Source organism: Pantoea sp. S18 (assembly GCF_045689705.1).
Taxonomy (GTDB): domain Bacteria; phylum Pseudomonadota; class Gammaproteobacteria; order Enterobacterales; family Enterobacteriaceae; genus Pantoea; species Pantoea symbiotica.
The window spans coordinates 3631558-3649930 of record NZ_CP142688.1; the positions used below are offsets into that span (position 1 = coordinate 3631558).

The window sequence follows — 18373 nt, forward strand, 5'->3', positions numbered from 1 at the left end:
CTACGACACTGTGATGACGATTCCATGACATTGGGCCAGGTCGCCATAAATGGCGACCCTACAAATGCTGGTATCCCGTCGTAGGGTCGCCATTCATGGCGACCGATTCAAAGGTGCATGCCGATATAGCGCTCATAACGCGCGGGCTTCACTCGCGTCAGATCCACTAGCACCAAACCATCGATACAGTTATTGAAATCTGGATCGCTGCCGAAATCGATAAACTGCACGCCGCCCGGCTCGCACACCTCGGAATATTGCTTGTAAAGCGTCGGAATGGCGGTGCCGAGGTTCGCCAGCAGATGCTTCAACCGCCGTAAATCTTCGCTGTAGTTATCGCCGGTGAACTGCGCCAGCACTTCCGGCAGCGAGGCTGGATAAGGGCGGCGTGAGGTGGCCAGCGGCAGTTCGGTGGGGAAATACATGCGATAGAACGCCACCAGCAGATCGCGCGCCGCCAGCGGCATGCCGCCCGAGATCGAGACCGGACCAAACAGATAGCGGGTTTCCGGATACCTGGCGATGTAGGCACCAATGCCCATCCACAGATAATCGAGGCCGCGTTTACCCCAATAAGCGGGCTGAATAAAACTGCGGCCCAGCTCCAGACCTTGATTGATGATCGGCAACATGCGCTCGTCGTAGTGGAACAGGCTATCGCTATAAATACCTTCCAGCCCACGGCGCTCCAGCTGCTCAGCGCCGGGAATAAAGCGATAGGCACCGACGATCTCCAGCGCATCGTCATCCCACAGAATCAGGTGATAGTAATCGTCATCGTATTTGTCGAGGTCGCGACGACGGCCGCTGCCCTCGCCCACTGCGCGGAACGCCACTTCACGTAAACGTCCAAGCTCACGCAGCAACGGCACCCAACTGGCACCGTTACGTCGCCACAGGTAGATCTGCTTGCCATCCGGCAGCGTGCCGAGTCGCTCGCTCTCCATCAGCGCTTTTTTCAGCTCGGCGCGATCTTCCGGTCGCGCAATCGCCGCTTCGGTCTGGAACAGGCCACGCCGCCCTTGTCCAATGCGATACAGATGTTTGCGCAGCCGCTTCGCCAGCTCTTTGCCGGGCGTGTGGCCATCATGCCAGTTGGCAAACGGAATCTGCTCGCCAATGTGCAGCTTGATGCGCGAACCGCGCTGGCGAAACATTTCGCGCACCAGCATCAGTAATGCCAGCGGCGAGGCAATTTTAGCGGCGGCGTAGAACGCCAGACTGTTGCGCCCCACCACATGCACCGGCACGATTGGCGCGCGAGCGCGGGCGGCAAGGCGTAAAAAGCTGTGATGCCAGTGACGATCGCGCACGCCACGGCTGGAAAGCCGCGACACTTCGCCCGCTGGGAAGATGATCAGCACGCCCTGATTATCGAGATGCTGCTGCATGTGCGTCAGCTGTTCGCGGCTGGTGCGGTTGCCCATGTTATCCACCGGCAGCATCATGTTGTTGATCGGTTCCAGCATCATCAGCATGCGGTTGGCAACAATTTTCACATCGCGCCGCACCTGCGAAACCGCCGCCAGCAGCGCCAGGCCATCCAGCGCACCGAGCGGATGATTAGCAACAATCACCACCGGCCCACGCGTTGGGATCTGCTCCAAATCACGTTCGCTCAGTTCACAACGTACATCCAGATGCTCCAGCACTTGCTCCACCATATCCACGCCTTTGAGGTGGCGATAGCGGGCGGCAAATGCCTGGAATTCATGTTCACGAACCGCCCATTTCAGGGCTCTTTTCTGCCAGTTCGCCGGTTGATGGCCAGGCCAGTAAGTATCGAGAAGCTGATCAACTGAAAACATCATTCACCTTTTTATGCGCAGCGGTTTATCGCCTCGACGTTAAAACGGCTTGTTTTCAGATTTATGACTGCCGCCCAGTAAGAATGGATAAATCAGCAAGGTGCATTGTTCTAACGCATAAAAACCATCGATTGATCTTAAAAGGAGAAAATCAAGACATGGCTTAAATCTTAATGTTAAGCCCCGTGAATTAATCTGGTCACACCTCTGGTTGTGTTTTTTATGAGTGTTTTAACCCTTGGGTTTTTTCTTTTTTTTTCTGGGCTACACATATGATTCATTCGGTATTTATTGTTGATGACCATCCGCTAATCTGTGCGGGTATTCAGGCACTATTAGATTCTTATCACTATGCAATTGTCGGTATTGCGCAGAAAGGAGATTTACTGATTACCGAGTTACACCAAATGCGTCCGGACGTTTTACTGCTTGATCTCACCATGCCCGGTCGTGCCGGTATTCCGCTGATTGCGGATATCAAGCGCGCGATGCCAGAACAGAAAATCATCGTATTCACTGCGTCAGAAAGCCTTTTTTATCAACGATGTTGCTTGCAATTAGGCGTTGAAGGTTATGTCTACAAGCGCGGGAATTTAGACACGCTGATTACCGCAATAAAAGAAGTGGAACACGGCAAACGTTTTTATCCCGTAACCCATGCCGCTGCTGATGCCGGCGAATTGATTGAAAGCGAGAAATTGATGAGCCTGACGCGACGTGAATTGATTGTTTTAGTCAAACTCGCGTCGGGAATGAGTAATAAAGAGATTGCTTCACAATTGCAGTTGAGTAGTAAAACTGTGAGTACCTATAAAATAAAAATCCTGCGCAAATTAGGATTGAAAGGGATTAGCGGAATTAATATGACTGCGAAGATGAATGAGTTGGTGTGAATGGGCAGGTCGCCATTAATGGCGACCCTACTGATTAGAGCTTTAACGGCGGCAGCTGTGAAAAGACACTCAACAGGCCTTTACTCCACAGCTGACGAATTTGTGAAAAATAGGGATGATGTTCGGTGATGTGATATTGCTCGCTGTCACTGAAACTGTCGGTGCGATAGACCATCACATCCAGCGGCAAGCCCACCGAAATATTACTCGCCAGCGTCGAATCCATCGAAATCAACGCGCACTGCATCGCCTGACTCAGCGGCGTTTCGTAACGCAGCACGCGGTCAATAATCGGTTTACCGTACTTGCTTTCACCAATCTGAAAATAAGGCGTATCCACACTGGCTTCGATGAAGTTGCCCTGCGGGTAGATCTGGAACAGTCTCGGCTCTTCGCCGCGAATCTGCCCGCCCAGCAGCAGCGTGCCGCCAAACTCTTCGCCATCGCGCTTGATCACCTCGCGCAGCGTTTCGCCCACCATCAGCGCAATGTCATACAGCGATCGTCCATTCAGCAAATTCGGTTGATCGTTATCGCCGTTGTTGCGTCGCAGCAGGCTCAGCACGCTCTGCGTGGTGGCCAGATTGCCGGCACTTTGCAGCACCAGCGTGCGTTCATCATCGACCTGAAACACATGCAATTTGCGGAACGAGGAAATATGATCGACGCCCGCATTGGTGCGTGAATCGGATACAAAAATCATCCCTGACGATAAACGCATTGCCACACAATAAGTCATAGTCACGCCTGTTCTGATTACTGCTGCGCATGCACCTGAAGCACCGCAGCCACCGCCAGCATATCTTCACCGCCGCCGCCCAGTCGCATACCGCGCACCGGACACGCATCGAGATAATCCACGCCGACCGCCAGGCGTAAATGCTGGCGCGTGCTGCGGGTATTATTGGTGATATCAAAGCTGTGCCAACTGCCATCCAGCCAGGCTTCAACCCAGGCGTGAGTGGCGACGTGCTCAACGTTTTCAGTATAGAGATAGCCGCTTACATAGCGCGCCGGAATCCCTAAACTACGACAGCAGGCGAGAAACACGTGACTGTGATCCTGGCAAACGCCACTGCCGGCGGCAAATACTTTCGTGGCGGCATCAGTAACCAAGGTGCTACCGGGACGATACGGCATCTTCAGCAGCAGTTCATCCATGAGTTTTTCCAGGCTAGCCAGCGGTTTTTCCGGTCGCCAGTAGCGCTTGGCGAACTCACGGATTTCACCGTCAGGCTGCGTCAGCGGCGATGAGCGCAGAAACACCAACGGCGACAATAACGATTCAGGATCGGGCGCCCATTCGCCATCATCAAGGATCTCCACCACGCCGCGCGCGGCGATATCCAACTGCTGATGCGGCGTATCCAGCGTCAGCACATGCATTACATTGCCGTACGCATCCTGCGTGCAGGTGGCTTCACACGGCAGCTCGAGATCCCACGAGATTATCTGCTGATGCACCGAATTTTGCGGCGTCAGGCGCAGATATTGGGTGCTGAGTGTCACCTGATGCTCGTAGGCGTAACGGGTTTTATGCTCGATGTTCAGTCTCATTTCGCCTCCAGATAGGTGTGATTAATGCTGTCTGCCAGCGCATTCAGGCGCGTCAGGAATTCATTGAGCCAGTGATATAAGCCTTCCTGAGTCAGGCTTTCCCAGGTACTGAAGCGCATCTCGGCCAGCAGCACGGTGATCAAATAGCGCGGGCGATCTTCGCCGCTGCTGCCGATGTTCTCTAACTGCGTGGCGATCTCATCAATACAGGAGTGCAGCGATCGCGGACTTTCGCTGCGCAGGATCAGCATCTCATTGACCAGATCGGGCAACAGCTGCTGCTTGAAGATGGCGTTGTAAGCTTCACGCGCCGATACCGCGCGCAATAAGGTGTCGAGGCAATAATACTCGCGTACCGAATCCGACTGCTGCTCCAGCAATTGCTGATTCACGCTCAGCAAACGCGCGGTGCCGTCGCTGCGCTCCATCAAGGTGCCGATACGGATAAAACTCATCGCATCGCCGCGCAGCAAGGTGCCGAACATCGCGCCACGAAAAAGGTGCGAGCGCTCTTTCACCCAATCGAAAAAGGTGTCGGCGTTAGCGCTGGTAATGCCGCGCCGCCGCGTGTTGCGCATCTCAATCCACGTCGAGTTGATGCTCTCCCACACTTCCGACGACAAACTGCCGCGCACCGCATGCGCGTTGTTCCACGCCTCCTGCCAGCAGCTAAAAATGCTGCACGGATTGCGGTCGTCGAGGGCGAAGAAGTTGAACAGCTGCGGCATGGTGAAGCGGCCATTCAGGGTTTCAAACAGTTCCCGTGTGCCGGTGAGATTGAGCGGCAGCAGCAGCTCATCGCCCTGGCTACCGCGAACCGGCATTAATGACAAACGGTTGGTCACGTCCAACACGCGTGCGAGTTGTTCTGCGCGTTCGAGATAGCGCGCCATCCAATAAAGGCCACTGGCCGTGCGGCTTAGCATGATGCGTCATCCTCCAGAACCCACGTGTCCTTGGTGCCGCCGCCCTGCGACGAGTTCACCACCAGCGAACCTTCGTTCAGCGCCACGCGGGTTAAGCCGCCGGGCACCAGACGAATATCCGCGCCGCACAGCGCAAACGGACGCAGATCGATATGGCGTGGCGCGAGGCCGTTGTCGATAAAAGTCGGGCAAGTCGAGAGCGACAGCGTGTCCTGCGCGATGTAGTTTTCTGGCCGCGCTTTGAGGCGATCGCGGAAATCACTCAGCTCCTGCTGGCTCGCCACCGGCCCAATCAACATGCCGTAACCGCCAGCGCCGTGTACCTCTTTCACCACCATTTTCGCCAGGTTGGCCAGCACATAGGTGAGATCCTGCGGTTTGCGGCATTGCCAGGTCGGCACGTTATTGAGGATCGGATCCTCGTCGAGGTAGAAGCGGATCATGTCCGGCACATACGGGTAGATCGATTTGTCATCGGCGACGCCGGTACCGATCGCGTTCGCCAGCACCACGTTGCCGGATCGATACACCGATAATAAGCCCGGCACGCCGAGCATCGAATCCGGGCGGAACGCCAGTGGATCGAGGAAGGCATCATCCACGCGACGATAGATCACATCGACTTTGCACGGCCCGGCGGTGGTGCGCATCATCACTGCGCCGTCTTTCACAAACAGATCGGCGCTCTCCACCAGCTCAACCCCCATCTGCTGTGCGAGGAAGCTGTGCTCAAAATAGGCGCTGTTAAAGCGGCCCGGCGTCAGTACTACCACCACCGGATCGTTGACCGGCGAACTTTCCCGCAAGGTTTGCAGCAGATGCGAGGGATAACGCTCAACCGGCGCGATGTGCTGTCCGGCGAACAACTCCGGATAGAGGCGCATCATCATCTTGCGGTTCTCCAGCATGTAGGAGACGCCAGACGGCGTGCGCAGATTGTCCTCCAGCACGTAATATTCGCCATCGTTATTGCGCACCATATCCACGCCGACAATGTGCGCGTAGATATTGCGATGCAAATCGACGCCTTGCATACAGGGCTGATATTGATCGTTCACCAGCACCTGTTCGGCAGGCACGATGCCGGCTTTGAGGATCAGTTGCTGATGATAGATGTCGTGCAGGAAGGCGTTGAGGGCCTGCACGCGCTGGCGAATGCCGCGATCGAGCATTGCCCACTCGCTGGCAGGAATAATGCGCGGCACGCTGTCGAAAGGAATTAAACGTTCCGCGCCGCCATCATCACCGTAAACGTTGAAAGTAATACCGACTCGATGAAACAGCAGTTCCGCCTCTTCGCGCTTGCGCGCCACTGCCTCTTTGTCCGCCTGTTGTAACCATTCCCAGTATTGCTGGTAGTGAGCGCGGTGTTGGCCATCGCTCAGCAACATCTCATCATAGAAGTGCGATGCTATCTGATAGCTTTCTTTCATGATTTACCCGGCGCTTGTCTAGAGATATTTCTCTCCTGCACAAACTGTGCCAGAGGCTTGCCCCCGGCATGGCACACGCGCCGCGTAGATGGAAATGGCTGTTTTGCACTTTACTGGTGCATCAGCTGCTGCGCGATTGGCAGCCAGATCTCCGTCATCGCGCCTTCGCCACCGGTAAAGGGATCGCGGTGCGGCAGTGGAACATGCTGGATTTTCTCCTTCGACGCACGTAAACGCGACGGCTCATCACGCACGGTTTCCGGGGACATGCCTTCAGGATAGGCGCCTACGGTGAAAAAATCCTCTGAGGCAAATACCTGTTTGTGGCCGACGCCTGCGGGGATCAGCACCGCATCGCCTTCACGCAGCGTCACCATGCGACCGCTGTCGCCTCCAAATAGCACTTCCGCCCAACCGGCAGCCACGCCCAGCACTTCATGGGTGTTCGGATGGTAATGCGTATACGGGAAGATCGGCGCACGCCACGCGGCGGGCCAACCGTTGCGGGTAAAGGTGGTTTCAAACCAAGCCGCGCTGTCTTCGGTTGGATTTTCAGCGTCATACGGCACGATGCCGGGCCAGATAATTAGCGGTAGCGGATTATTAGGCACGCCGCCGGACGGCAGCGACAGCATCAAATGTTGCGGATTGCTGGAGGATCCAGCAGAAAAGGTGCCGGCGGCGAAAGACATCAGTAACAGCAGGCTGGAGTGGTTGGCAGTCATACTCTTTCTCCGGTTAATCACGATGCTTAATTGTGGCTTACCAAAGCGGCATTGCAATGTGCTCCCGGCGACAAAATTCACAAAAAAGAATGATTTAGCTAACTAAAGTCAAATTTATTGGCAACATTATTAACATCGCGTGCGGGGGATTGATGGTCGCCATTAATGGCGACCCTACGATGGATCGCCGTATAAATTTTAAACGAAAAAAAACCGGTGGATTTCGCCACCGGTCGAATCAAAAAAAGCGATTCAAAGGCACTGACAGGTTATCGCAGGCGCTCAGCGATGGGTTTCACAACGTTCTCCCCTTCGCGGCCATAAAATTGGAATAAGGTTTCTGCAGCGGCATCGGTTAACACCAGAATTTCGATACGGCGATTACGCGCACTCATCGCATCTTCTCTATCCAGCGGCATACGTGAGGCCATTGCATTAACCTGCAACACGCGCTCACTCTCCAGCCCACCACGCTCCAGCGCGCGGCGCGCCGCCAGTGCGCGATCGCCGGACAGATTCCAGTTGTTGTAGGCGGCATTGCCGCTGTATTGCGCGGCATCGGTATGCCCGCTGATCATGATTTTGTTATCGATGCGGTTAAATACCGGGCCGAGTTCGGTCAGCAATTTCTGGAAATAAGGCGTCAACACCGCACTACCGCGTGGAAACATCATGCGCGACTGATCGTCCTGCACCAGGATGCGCAGGCCTTGCGGCAGGGTTTCCAGCGACAGTACATCCTGGGCGTTATAGCTTTTGATGATGTGTTGAATCTGCTGGTACAGTTTCGCCAGCTCAGCATCGGAGCGTGACAGCACGCTATCGAGATGTTCCTGTGGTTTGCCGCCCGATTGCAGCATTTCACCGGCTTTGGCGGTTTCTTCCGCTTTGCTTAGTTCCAGCGTGTCGCCAATCAGCGCATCACTCTTGCCGCCGTGTTGCTCAAACGGGTTGAACGCCGCGCCATCAAAAATTGATGCACCATTCAATTGGGCGACGATCTCTTTACGCTCTTCGACACTCACCGACGCGGTAATCCACAGCACCATAAACAGCGCCATCATCGCCAGGGTGAAGTCGGCAAAAGCAACTTTCCACGCGCCACCGTGATGGCTGTGATTCGCCCTCTTAGCGGCACGTTTGATGATCAACTTCGTGGTGGTGACCAAAGGCGCAGAGCGTATCTCGGAAGTATCAGCGCGCTTTACGTTGGATGCGTTGCTCGGCAAGCAGATGGCGATCGATGCCGATCTCAATGCCGGCTTACTCAATCAGGAACAGGCCGGCCTGCGCCGTAAAGATGTGGCGAACGAGGCCGACTTCTACGGGGCAATGGATGGCGCATCTAAGTTCGTGCGTGGTGATGCCATCGCCGGGATCATGATCCTGCTGATCAACGTGATTGGCGGTATTTTGATTGGTGTGTTCAAGCACGGTTTGCCGGCAGGACAAGCGTTTGAACAGTATGTGTTGCTGACCATTGGTGATGGTTTAGTCGCGCAGATTCCATCGTTACTGCTTTCAACTGCGGCGGCGATTATCGTTACGCGCATCAGCGATGGTGCGGACATGGGCGATGACATTAAGTCTCAGCTGCTGGCAAAGCCGGGAACGCTTTATACCGCAGCAGCCGTCATGTTTGTGCTGGCCATCGTGCCTGGCATGCCACATACGGTGTTTCTGCTGTTCGCCGGTCTGCTGCTGTTCTCCGCCTGGCGTCAGGGCCGTGGAATAAAAGCACCGACCAAAGATCACAACGACATGGATGCCATCCAGCAGGCGCTGGCGCAACCGGAAGATCAGCTGGCAATTGGCTGGGATAATATTCCGATGGTGGAGCCCATTGGCCTGAATCTCGGCTATAAGCTGGTGACGTTGGTGGATAAAGGTAAAGGTGCGCCGCTGACTCAACGGATGCGCGGCGTGCGGCAAGTGGTGTCTGAAACCAGCGGCGTGCTGCTGCCGGAGATCGCCCTGCGTGAGGATTTTCATCTCAAGCCCGCGCAGTATGCAATAAAGATCAACGGTGTACGTACCGCTGTGGGTGAAGTGCATGCCGATCGCCTGATGGCGATCCCCACGCCTGAACAGTATGGCGAGATCGATGGCGTGCTGGATATTGATCCGGCTTACAACATGACGGTGACGTGGATTTTACCCGAGCAGAAGGCGAAGGCGCTTAATCTGGGTTATCAGGTAGTGGATTGCGCCAGCGTGGTAGCAACGCATGTCAATAAAGTGGTGCGCGAGAATCTGCCAGAGTTGTTCAATTATGACGACATCACGCAGCTGCATCAAAGATTGGCGAGCGTGGCACCAAAACTGTCCGACGATCTTAATGCGGCAGTGAATTACAGTTTGCAGCTGAAAGTCTATCGCTTACTGCTCAATGATCAGGTGTCGCTGAAAGACATCACCACCATCGCCACCACCTTGCTGGAAAGCGCGTCGATCACCAAAGATCCGATCCTGCTCTCTTCCGATGTGCGCTTCGCCTTGCGCCGTGCGATGGTGGCGGCGATTGCGCCAGACAATAAACCGTTGTCGGCGTATACGCTGGAGAACAGTCTTGAGAACCTGCTGCTGGCGGCGCTGAATCAGGCGCAGCAAGCCGGCAAAGTGGCGCTGGATAGCTTCCCGGTGGATCCGAATATCCTGACGCAGCTACAAAGCACGCTGCCGGTGATGATGGAGCAGCTGAAAGCGCAGAACCTGACGCAGGTGTTGTTGGTAACGCCGCAGCTGCGTCCGCTGATTGCGCGCTACGCACGTCTGTTTGCAAACGGGCTGAATGTGCTGTCGTATAACGAAGTTCCGGATGATGCGAATTTGCAGATTGTGGGGCAAGTAAGTTAGTAAATGCCTGACCGTTGCATTTTTCGGTCACCATAAATGGCGACCCTTCTCATGTTTGATACGGTTTTTGTAGGGTGCGCATTCATGCGCACCTCAACTGTTATAAAAAATCACATCAAATCTGTCTCTAATTCGCTTCACTGTTATGTGCTTTACTGGCAGGCAGTGATAATTAGAGGTGAACAATGGACGCGATCAAACAAATTCTGCTCGACGAAATCGCCACGCTGAACCGCGAAGGACAGCGTGATAATTTGCCGCGCTTTAGCTTTTCCTTCCTCAAAACCCATCCGGGACTCTGGGCCATCATGTATCTGTGCTACGCGCTGTGCGTGGCGCTGATCTTCTCAACCGACATGCTCGGCTGGCCAGCTTTCTGGTTTGCCACGGCGTTTGTGGTGGTGATGAGCGTGCTGATGCTGATGGATATCAACCCGAAATATCGCTTCGAAGATATCGATACGCTGGATCTGCGCGTGTGCTACAACGGCGAGTGGTATTACGTGCAGCCGGTTTCGCAGCAGGCGCTGGACAAAATTCTCGATAATCCGCACACGCCGGATCGCGTGCGCAGCGGTATTGATCGCCTGATGAAGCAGAAAGGTGAAGTGGATTTCTACGACGTCTACTATCTCACCTGGGGCCACCAGCAGGCGGCCCACGTTTAGCCGTTTAGCCTGGCGATCAGTTTTCCCAGTGTCTCTACCGCCGCTTCGGCGCGTGCATCCCACGGCCAGGCGGTGTTAAAGCGGAAACAGTGACTGAAACCTTCGCTGCTGGAAAACAGCTGGCCGGGCGCGATGCTGATCCCCTGCTGCAACGCCAAATGATAGAGCTCTGTGGTGTTGATGTGCGCAGGCAGCGCAACCCAGAGAAAATAGCCGCCCGGCGTGTCGCTGATGCTGGCATCGGCAGGTAATACGCGGCGCAGCGCCTGTTGCGCCAGCTGCTTACGCTTTGCCAGCGTCTGACGCAGCTTCTTTAAATGGGTATCGTAGCTGCGCGTGCTGAGGAAATCGGCGAGTGCCAACTGCATCGGCGCGCTGGTCGATAGCGTGCTCATCAGCTGAATACGCTGCACGCGCTGCGCGTGTCGTCCTGCTGCCACCCAACCGACGCGAAATCCCGCCACCAGATTCTTCGAAAAACTGCCGCAGTGCAGCACGTTGCCGTCGCGATCAAAGGCTTTGGCCGGCAGCGGTTTGTCATGGCCTTCATACAGATCGCCATACACATCGTCTTCAATCATCGCCACGTTGTAGCTTGCCAGTAGTGCCACCAGCTGCTGCTTGCGCTCGGCGCTCAGGGTAAAGCCGAGCGGATTTTGTCGGTTGGTCATCAGCCAGCAGGCTTTCACCGGCCAGCGCTGCAGCGCCTGCTCCAGCTCCTGCAGATCCATGCCGTGTTCCACATCGCTGGCGATGGCAATCGCGTTCAACTTGAGACGTTCAATCGCCTGCAGCGCGCCATAAAACGACGGGTTTTCGAGGATCACCCAATCGCCGGGTTCAGTGACCGCTTGCAGGCTCAGATTGAGCGCTTCCATTGCACCGTTGGTGATGACGATGTCATCCGGCGACAGCGTAATGCCCTGCTGCGCATAGCGCTGAGCCAGAATTTTACGCAGCGCTTCATTACCTGGCGGCAGGTTATTGAGTGCATCGGTGGGTTTCAGGTTGTGTGAGACTTTAACCAGCGAGCGCATCAGCTGGCGCTGCGGGAAGAGTTCAGGATCGGGAAAGGCAGAGCCAAACGGCATGATGGCGGGATTACGCGTGGCCTGCAGCACGTCAAATACGAAGCTGTTGGTATCGGCCTGATCGGTTTTGGCGATCTCCTGGGTTGGCAGCCGAGGACGGCTCTCGGCGGCACGCGGCGCCACGTAGTAGCCAGATTGCGGCTTTGAGACGATCCAGCCCTGACTCTCCAGCACTTCATAGGCGTGCATCACCGTCATCAGGCTTAATCCGCTTTGTTCCGCCTGCTGGCGTAAAGATGGCAGTTTTTCGCCCTGCGGCCAGATGCGGGCCTCGATTTGCGTGCGAAGCTGCTCCACCAACTGCTGATATTTCGCCACCCTAACTCCGATGTAGAGGATTTGGCGGCTAGTTTCCCTCACCCTAACCCTCTCCCGCAAGCGGGAGAGGGAATGAATCGGCGTTAAGGCATGCGCTCCAGCTCTAACACTTCTTCGTAGAAATTCGGTAGCTCAGCAATACGCTCCGGCGGAACCGGTTTACCCAGCAAATAGCCCTGCAAGGTATCGCAGCCCAAGCCGGTGAGGAACGCCTGCTGATCCTGAGTTTCCACTCCTTCAGCCACCACTTTCAGGTGCAGCGACTGCGCCAGCGCAACAATAGCGGAAACGATGGTGGCATCTTCGGAGTGCTCCTGCAGTTCGTTAACGAAGGCGCGATCGATTTTTAGCTCGCTGGCCGGTAACCGCTTGAGATACAACAAGCTGGAGTAGCCAGTGCCGAAATCATCAATCGAGGCTTTCACGCCCATATTGGTGAGCTCGGTGAGGATACGCACGCTCTCTTCGGGATCGCGCATCGCCGTGGTTTCGGTGACTTCCAGCGTCAGCAGCTCAGCCGGAATCTGGTGCTGCGCCAGCGCCTCGGTAACGGTTTCGACCAGGTTATTCTGCTCAAACTGCAGCGCCGAGAGGTTAACCGCCACCGACCAGTGCGGATGGCCTTGCAGATGCCAGGAACGCAGCTGGCGACAGGCTTCGTTGATCACCCAGTTGCCGATGTTAATGATCATGCCGGTCTTTTCCGCCATCGGCAGGAAGGCGTCCGGTGCCAGCAAGCCGCGTGAAGGATGCTGCCAGCGCAACAGCGCTTCAAAGCCAAGGATCGGGCCGCTCGGCGCGCAATATTTTGGCTGGTAAAACAGGCGTAACTCTTCGTTGTCCAGCGCTTGCCACAGATCGTTGTTCAGCTGCAATTGCGACTGCGCCAGCGTGTTCATCGACGGCTGGAAGAAGGTGTAACCGTTGCGACCATTGTTTTTGGTGTGATACATGGCGGCATCGGCGTTGAACATCAGTTCGCGCTCATCTTTGCCATCGCCCGGATAGACCGCAATACCGATACTCAGCGACACCACCAGCTCATAGCGCGAGATATCGAACGGACGATCCACCGCTTTCACCAGCGTATCGGCAACTGCTGCGGCATCGTTGGGATCATCAATTTCCAGCAGCAGTACAAACTCGTCGCCGCCCATGCGCGCCAGCGTGTAGTGCCCTTTCATCTGTTCGGTCATGCGCTCAGTCACACCGATCAGCAAATTGTCGCCAACGTGGTGACCAAAGGCGTCGTTAACTGCTTTGAAGCCGTCGAGATCCATAAACATCAGCGCAAACTGCGACTTCTCGCGGTTGGCTTTATTGAGAGCTTGTTCGAGGCGATCTTCCAGCAAAATACGGTTGGGTAAGCGCGTCAGGTTATCGTGCAGCGCCAGCTGCGCTAATTCGCGGTTGGCCTCGGCCAGCGAATGGGCAAGGATGGAAGTGCGTGCCTGCAGACGCGCATCCAGCATCGAGACCAGCAAGGTAATGCCGAGGATCGCCAGCGTTACCACTGTCACCACAATCGCCAGCCAGTTGCTGTTAACGCCCATTTGCGTCGCGTGGCTGTGCATCGGGAAGTTGGCCGCCGCCATGCCGGTGTAGTGCATACCCGCAATCGCGCAGCCCATCACCACCGATGCGCCTAAACGCAACACGGTGACGCGGCCGTGGCCTTCGCGCAGGTTAAACGCCAGCCACAGCGCGGCACCCGACGCCACCAGCGCAATCGCCACCGATGCCGCCACCCAACCCCAATTCCACGTAATGCCAGGCGCAAACATCAGCGCTGCCATGCCGGTGTAGTGCATCGCCACCACGCCGGAACCCAGCACCAAGGCGCCGCCGCACAGTCGCGGCCACGGCAACGTCGGCGTTGAACACACCAGCCATAGCGCAAATACCGACGCCAGCACCGCCACCACCATTGAGGTGACAGTAAGTGTGGGATCGTAGCTCATCACCATATCGACGCTCATCGACAGCATGCCGATGAAGTGCATCGCCCAGATGCCGACGCCCATAGCGAATCCACCGCCAAATAACCAAACCAGCGCCACCTTGCCAGTTGAGGAAGCCACGCGTCCTGCCATATCTAGTGCAGTAAACGAGGCCAGCATTGCCACCAGGATCGAGACGATGACGGTAAACGAGTCGTACGAAGTCACTAACATAGTGATTTCCCAAGTAAAAGCCGGTTTGAGTCAGCTGTGGTGTTGTTGTTAAAAGTGAGATCTATTGGTTTTATTGTAGGAATTATCGGCAGCGTAACTGCCGATCTGAGTTTTTGAACGATGAAACCTTCCGATGCGGAAGAAAATAAAAATTGTTTATTGCGCGCCAGCCAACGGCACCACGTTATCGCTAAACGCCAGCGGCACGGTAAGCGCAGCGGTAAATTCACCGATGCGATCGGCTGGCGTGGGCTTGCCGAGCAGATAACCTTGCAGTGTGTCGAAGCCTAAACCAGTGAGCAAACGCTGCTGCTCCTCGGTTTCGACGCCTTCCGCCACCATGCGCAAGTTGAGCGTTTGCGCCAGCGTCAACATCGCTGTCACCACCGTGGCGTCTTCACTGCCGGCGCGCAAACTGTTGATAAAGGCGCGGTCGATTTTTAGCTCGCTGGCTTCAAGATGTTTCAAATGCAGCAAGTTGGCGTAGCCGATGCCGAAGTTATCGATCGCCACTTTCACCCCAAGACGATGCAGCTCGGCAATGCGTTGCTGGCTGAACTGCGGATCGCGCATCGCGATGTTCTCGGTAATTTCCAGCATCAACGCCCCTTCCGGGATCTGATGGTGCTGCAACGCCTGACGCAGGCTCTCAATCAGGTCACGCTGCTGGAACTGCAAAGCCGAGAGATTAACCGACACCGTCCAGTCACCGTTACCTTCATCGTGCCACTGCTTCAGCTGGCGGCAGGCTTCATTAATCACCCAGTTACCCAGCGCGACAATTTGCCCGGTTTTCTCGGCGCGCGCCAGGAACATATCCGGCATCAGCAGCCCGCGACGCGGATGCTGCCAGCGCAGTAGCGCCTCAAAGCCGATTAATACCGTGCCGCCCGCGCGGAATTTTGGCTGATAGAACAGGCGCATCTCCTGATATTCCAGCGCGTTCCACAGATCGTTGGCCAGCGCCAGCTGATGCTGCGCCACCGCGCTCATCGCCGGTTCAAACAGGCACCAACCGTTACGGCCACTGTGTTTGGTGTGATACATGGCGGAGTCGGCGTTGAACATCAACTCCTGCTGGCTGCGGCCGTGCAGCGGGAAGATAACAATGCCAACGCTCAAGGAGACGCGCAGCGAATAGCGATCGAGATCGAACGGCGCATCAATTACCTGCACCAGCCGCTGTGCCAGTTTGGTGGCCTGATGAAGATGGTATTGCGGACACAGCAGCACGAATTCATCGCCACCCAGACGCGCCAGCAGAATCTCTTCAGCGAGTTCATCCCGCAAACGATCGGCTACGGCAATCAGCAGGCGGTCGCCGACGTGATGGCCCCAGGTATCGTTAATGGCTTTGAAACCATCGAGATCCATGAACATCAGCGCAAAATTCTCATCCTGCAGCGTCGCCTGTTTGATCTGCGTGGTGAGTTGCTGCTCCAGCATCACGCGATTCGGCAGCGCGGTGAGGTTGTCATGCATCGCCAGCTGGCGCAGCTCGCTGTTGGCGCGCTTAAGCTTGGCGGCGAGGCGCGCGGCGCGTAGCTGCGCATCCAACATCGAGATCAGCAACATCAGCCCGAGAATACTCAGCGTAATAATCGTGACCCACACCGCCAGTCCCTCTTCACTGGCACCCTGATGTTGCATGCTCACTGGCATAACAAACTCAGCTGCAGCCATGCCGGTGTAGTGCATCCCGGCAATCGCAATCCCCATTACCAGCGCTGCGCAGGCGCGCAGTAACAGCAGGCTTTCGCCCTGGCGCAGATGAAACGCCAGCCATAACGCCGCGCCCGATGCGGCATAGGCAATCAGCACCGAGAGCGCCACCAGCGGCAGATTCCAGTTAATGGGGGTTTCAATCATCAGCGCGTTCATGCCGAGGTAATGCATGACAATGATGCCGCTGCCCATGATCAGGGTGCCGCGCACCAGGCGTCGGCGGGTGAGATGACTGCCCTGAACGCCCTGTGCAAAAGCGAAGATGGCGGTGATAATCGCCACCAGCAATGAGATGGCGGTGAGCTCGACGTCGTAGCGCATGGTCATTGGCATCATCATCGCCAGCATGCCAATAAAGTGCATCGCCCACACGCCGATGCCCATCGCGGTGCCTCCGCCGATCAACCACAGTTTTGCCAGACAACCGCGTGAAACGGCAACGCGCCCGGCGGTATCTAAGGCGGTAAACGCGGCAATGAAGGCCACGATCAGTGAAACGGTAACCAGAACGCTATCCCAGGTAACCAGCAGCATGTGCGCTCCTAAATTCCACCCGCTGCGGAGCAGGTGCGGTGTCGTCAAATTAGAACAAGGATGATAAAGCGCCGATCAAGGGCGATTAATGACCGCCTGCGGCGAAACTCAACAAAAAGTCGATCCAGACAAATCTGGAGTCGTCGTGCGGATTTTTTTTATTTTCATCGTCAGTCGTTAAGCGAAAAATTAATAATATCTGATTAATGCACGAACATAACATTGAACCGAAGCGCGCGGTAGAGGGAGGAATCATCGGCTGTTTAGTTTTTTTAACCGCTCGCTACCCCTTGTGAATACTGAGTTATCGGCGAAAAGTGTGAATTGATTAGGGAAAAATTGAACCATCGGCGCACAAGGGCCGATTTGCTGATCTATAGTAAAGAAAACTGATATAAATCATTAATCCACCATCTAGGATTTTTCTTAGATGGCAGGCGCTTACGCTGTCGAGCCGATTGCGGCTCTTGTTTGATTTCGGATGTATTTCCATAAATGTATGACCAGGTGAAAAAGCACTGACCTTGGATAATCAGTAAGGAATGATTATGAAACTCAAGCTTTTTCTTGTGGCTACTAGCCTAAGCGCCGCGCTAGCCCCTACTGCTGTTTTTGCCGCCACCACAACGGGAACCATCAATGCAACGTTGACGCTGACCACCGGTTGTTTGGTGAACGGTCAATCGGCAACGACAGGGGTGAACTTCGGTACCCTGAACTTTGGTAGCAGCGCAGCCACCTTTGATACCCTCAACGCCACGCTGGTCGGCGCCTCGGGTAACGGCATCTTTGTCCGCTGCACCACCGGACAAACCTTTAACGTGCAGGTCACCAGCAGTAATGCCGCTCCGGCGACCATTTACGGCACGGTGAGCGGCCAGCCACGCTACCTGATCCTCGGCTCCAACAATACGCAGGGCATTGCTTATACGCTGTATAGCGACGCCGCCTTTACCACTGCTATCGCCAACAACACCAATATCGCTGCCAGTGGCACCACGGATCCGACGCTCGGTACCAACTACGCCATTTATGGTCGCGTGGTGGGCGGCGGCTTTAACCCGTTGATTCCCGCAGGCACCTACACCGACACCATTAACGTGGCGGTGAATTACTGAGGGAAAGGATAATCAGGGTGGCCGTGGTGCAGCGGTTGATGCACAGTGCAGGCGGCCTTGCCCTGCTGATAGGGAGCGTCTCCGCCTGGGGGTTGCCCACTGCAACGTTTCAGGTTTCAGCATCAGTAGTGGCAGGCTGTGTCGTCTCCGGTACCAATACCGGGGTCTTTGGCACGCTTGATTTTGGAACACAGTCTGGCGTGGCTTCCAACAGCGTCAGCGCTAGCTATGTGCAAAGTACCACTATCACTCTCGCCTGCACGCCAGGCACCGCCGTGAGCATGAGCATTAACGGTGGCAACAATTACACCTCCACGCGCAACCTCAAAAATACCAGTAGCACCAATACCGTGGCTTACAGCCTCTTTACGAATGCCGCACATACCGTGGCGATTCCCGTGAGTAGCGCTGTGGCGTTGAGCTACAGCAATGCCAATAACATCACTTTGCCGATTTACGGCTTATTAACGCTGCCCGGCCCCACGCGCGCCGGGACTTATACCGACACCTTAACCGTCACGCTGAGTTGGTGACGGCGTCAATAAGA

At 55.6% G+C, this 18373-nt stretch carries 14 protein-coding genes and 1 pseudogene; 5 read left to right on the top strand and 10 right to left on the bottom strand.

Annotation, left to right across the window (positions count from 1 at the left end):
• Positions 1–107 precede the first annotated feature (107 nt).
• Positions 108–1808: a lysophospholipid acyltransferase family protein gene (locus VIJ98_RS16820; RefSeq protein ID WP_258145207.1), complete on the bottom strand. Its 1701-nt coding sequence runs from the start codon at positions 1806–1808 to the stop codon at positions 108–110.
• Between the two features lie 272 nt (positions 1809–2080).
• Between VIJ98_RS16820 and VIJ98_RS16825 the strand changes: the two genes are divergently transcribed.
• Positions 2081–2701 carry a response regulator transcription factor gene (locus VIJ98_RS16825; protein ID WP_008103313.1) on the top strand — a complete coding sequence of 207 codons (621 nt, stop codon included), beginning with the start codon at positions 2081–2083 and terminating at the stop codon, positions 2699–2701.
• A 34-nt stretch (positions 2702–2735) separates the two neighbouring features.
• On the opposite strand, the gene VIJ98_RS16830 is transcribed toward VIJ98_RS16825, so the two are convergent.
• From VIJ98_RS16830 to VIJ98_RS16855, 6 genes are all read right to left on the bottom strand, one after another.
• On the bottom strand, positions 2736–3440 hold the full coding sequence (locus VIJ98_RS16830; protein ID WP_323275126.1) for a proteasome-type protease: 705 nt from the start codon (positions 3438–3440) through the stop codon (positions 2736–2738).
• Between the two features lie 17 nt (positions 3441–3457).
• On the bottom strand, positions 3458–4258 hold the full coding sequence (locus VIJ98_RS16835; RefSeq protein WP_008103316.1) for a transglutaminase family protein: 801 nt from the start codon (positions 4256–4258) through the stop codon (positions 3458–3460).
• Positions 4255–5184 carry an alpha-E domain-containing protein gene (locus VIJ98_RS16840; protein ID WP_008103318.1) on the bottom strand — a complete coding sequence of 310 codons (930 nt, stop codon included), beginning with the start codon at positions 5182–5184 and terminating at the stop codon, positions 4255–4257. Before VIJ98_RS16840 ends, VIJ98_RS16835 begins: the two co-directional genes overlap by 4 nt.
• On the bottom strand, positions 5178–6617 hold the full coding sequence (locus tag VIJ98_RS16845) for a circularly permuted type 2 ATP-grasp protein (protein ID WP_008103320.1): 1440 nt from the start codon (positions 6615–6617) through the stop codon (positions 5178–5180). Before VIJ98_RS16845 ends, VIJ98_RS16840 begins: the two co-directional genes overlap by 7 nt.
• Before the next feature lie 110 nt (positions 6618–6727).
• Positions 6728–7342, bottom strand: coding sequence for a cupin domain-containing protein (locus VIJ98_RS16850; protein ID WP_154155147.1), 615 nt, complete (start codon positions 7340–7342; stop codon positions 6728–6730).
• A gap of 269 nt (positions 7343–7611) precedes the next feature.
• Complete coding sequence (locus VIJ98_RS16855) at positions 7612–8493, bottom strand: flagellar motor protein MotB (RefSeq protein ID WP_238541696.1); 882 nt, start codon at positions 8491–8493, stop codon at positions 7612–7614.
• Here VIJ98_RS16855 and VIJ98_RS16860 point away from each other — a divergent pair.
• Both VIJ98_RS16860 and VIJ98_RS16865 read left to right on the top strand, forming a co-directional pair.
• Positions 8486–10198 (top strand): annotated as a pseudogene (locus tag VIJ98_RS16860) (FHIPEP family type III secretion protein); the annotation flags it as partial. The gene VIJ98_RS16855 and the pseudogene VIJ98_RS16860 overlap by 8 nt on opposite strands.
• A gap of 185 nt (positions 10199–10383) precedes the next feature.
• On the top strand, positions 10384–10866 hold the full coding sequence (locus VIJ98_RS16865) for a YlaC family protein (protein ID WP_008103330.1): 483 nt from the start codon (positions 10384–10386) through the stop codon (positions 10864–10866).
• Here VIJ98_RS16865 and VIJ98_RS16870 read toward each other — a convergent pair.
• From VIJ98_RS16870 to VIJ98_RS16880, 3 genes are all read right to left on the bottom strand, one after another.
• Entirely contained in the window at positions 10863–12275 is a 1413-nt protein-coding gene (locus VIJ98_RS16870) for a PLP-dependent aminotransferase family protein (protein WP_323275136.1), read from the bottom strand. The two genes, VIJ98_RS16865 and VIJ98_RS16870, sit on opposite strands and share 4 nt — an antisense overlap.
• An 83-nt stretch (positions 12276–12358) precedes the next feature.
• A complete protein-coding gene (locus tag VIJ98_RS16875) occupies positions 12359–14449 on the bottom strand; it encodes a bifunctional diguanylate cyclase/phosphodiesterase (RefSeq protein ID WP_323275138.1) in 2091 nt (696 codons plus the stop codon).
• Positions 14450–14605: 156 nt separating this feature from the next.
• On the bottom strand, positions 14606–16708 hold the full coding sequence (locus tag VIJ98_RS16880; protein ID WP_323275140.1) for an EAL domain-containing protein: 2103 nt from the start codon (positions 16706–16708) through the stop codon (positions 14606–14608).
• A gap of 548 nt (positions 16709–17256) precedes the next feature.
• On the opposite strand from VIJ98_RS16880, the gene VIJ98_RS16885 reads away from it, so the two are divergent.
• Both VIJ98_RS16885 and VIJ98_RS16890 read left to right on the top strand, forming a co-directional pair.
• Positions 17257–17826 carry a spore coat protein U domain-containing protein gene (locus VIJ98_RS16885; RefSeq protein WP_008103338.1) on the top strand — a complete coding sequence of 190 codons (570 nt, stop codon included), beginning with the start codon at positions 17257–17259 and terminating at the stop codon, positions 17824–17826.
• Positions 17827–17864: 38 nt separating this feature from the next.
• Entirely contained in the window at positions 17865–18359 is a 495-nt protein-coding gene (locus VIJ98_RS16890) for a spore coat U domain-containing protein (protein ID WP_154155515.1), read from the top strand.
• Positions 18360–18373: the final 14 nt, after the last annotated feature.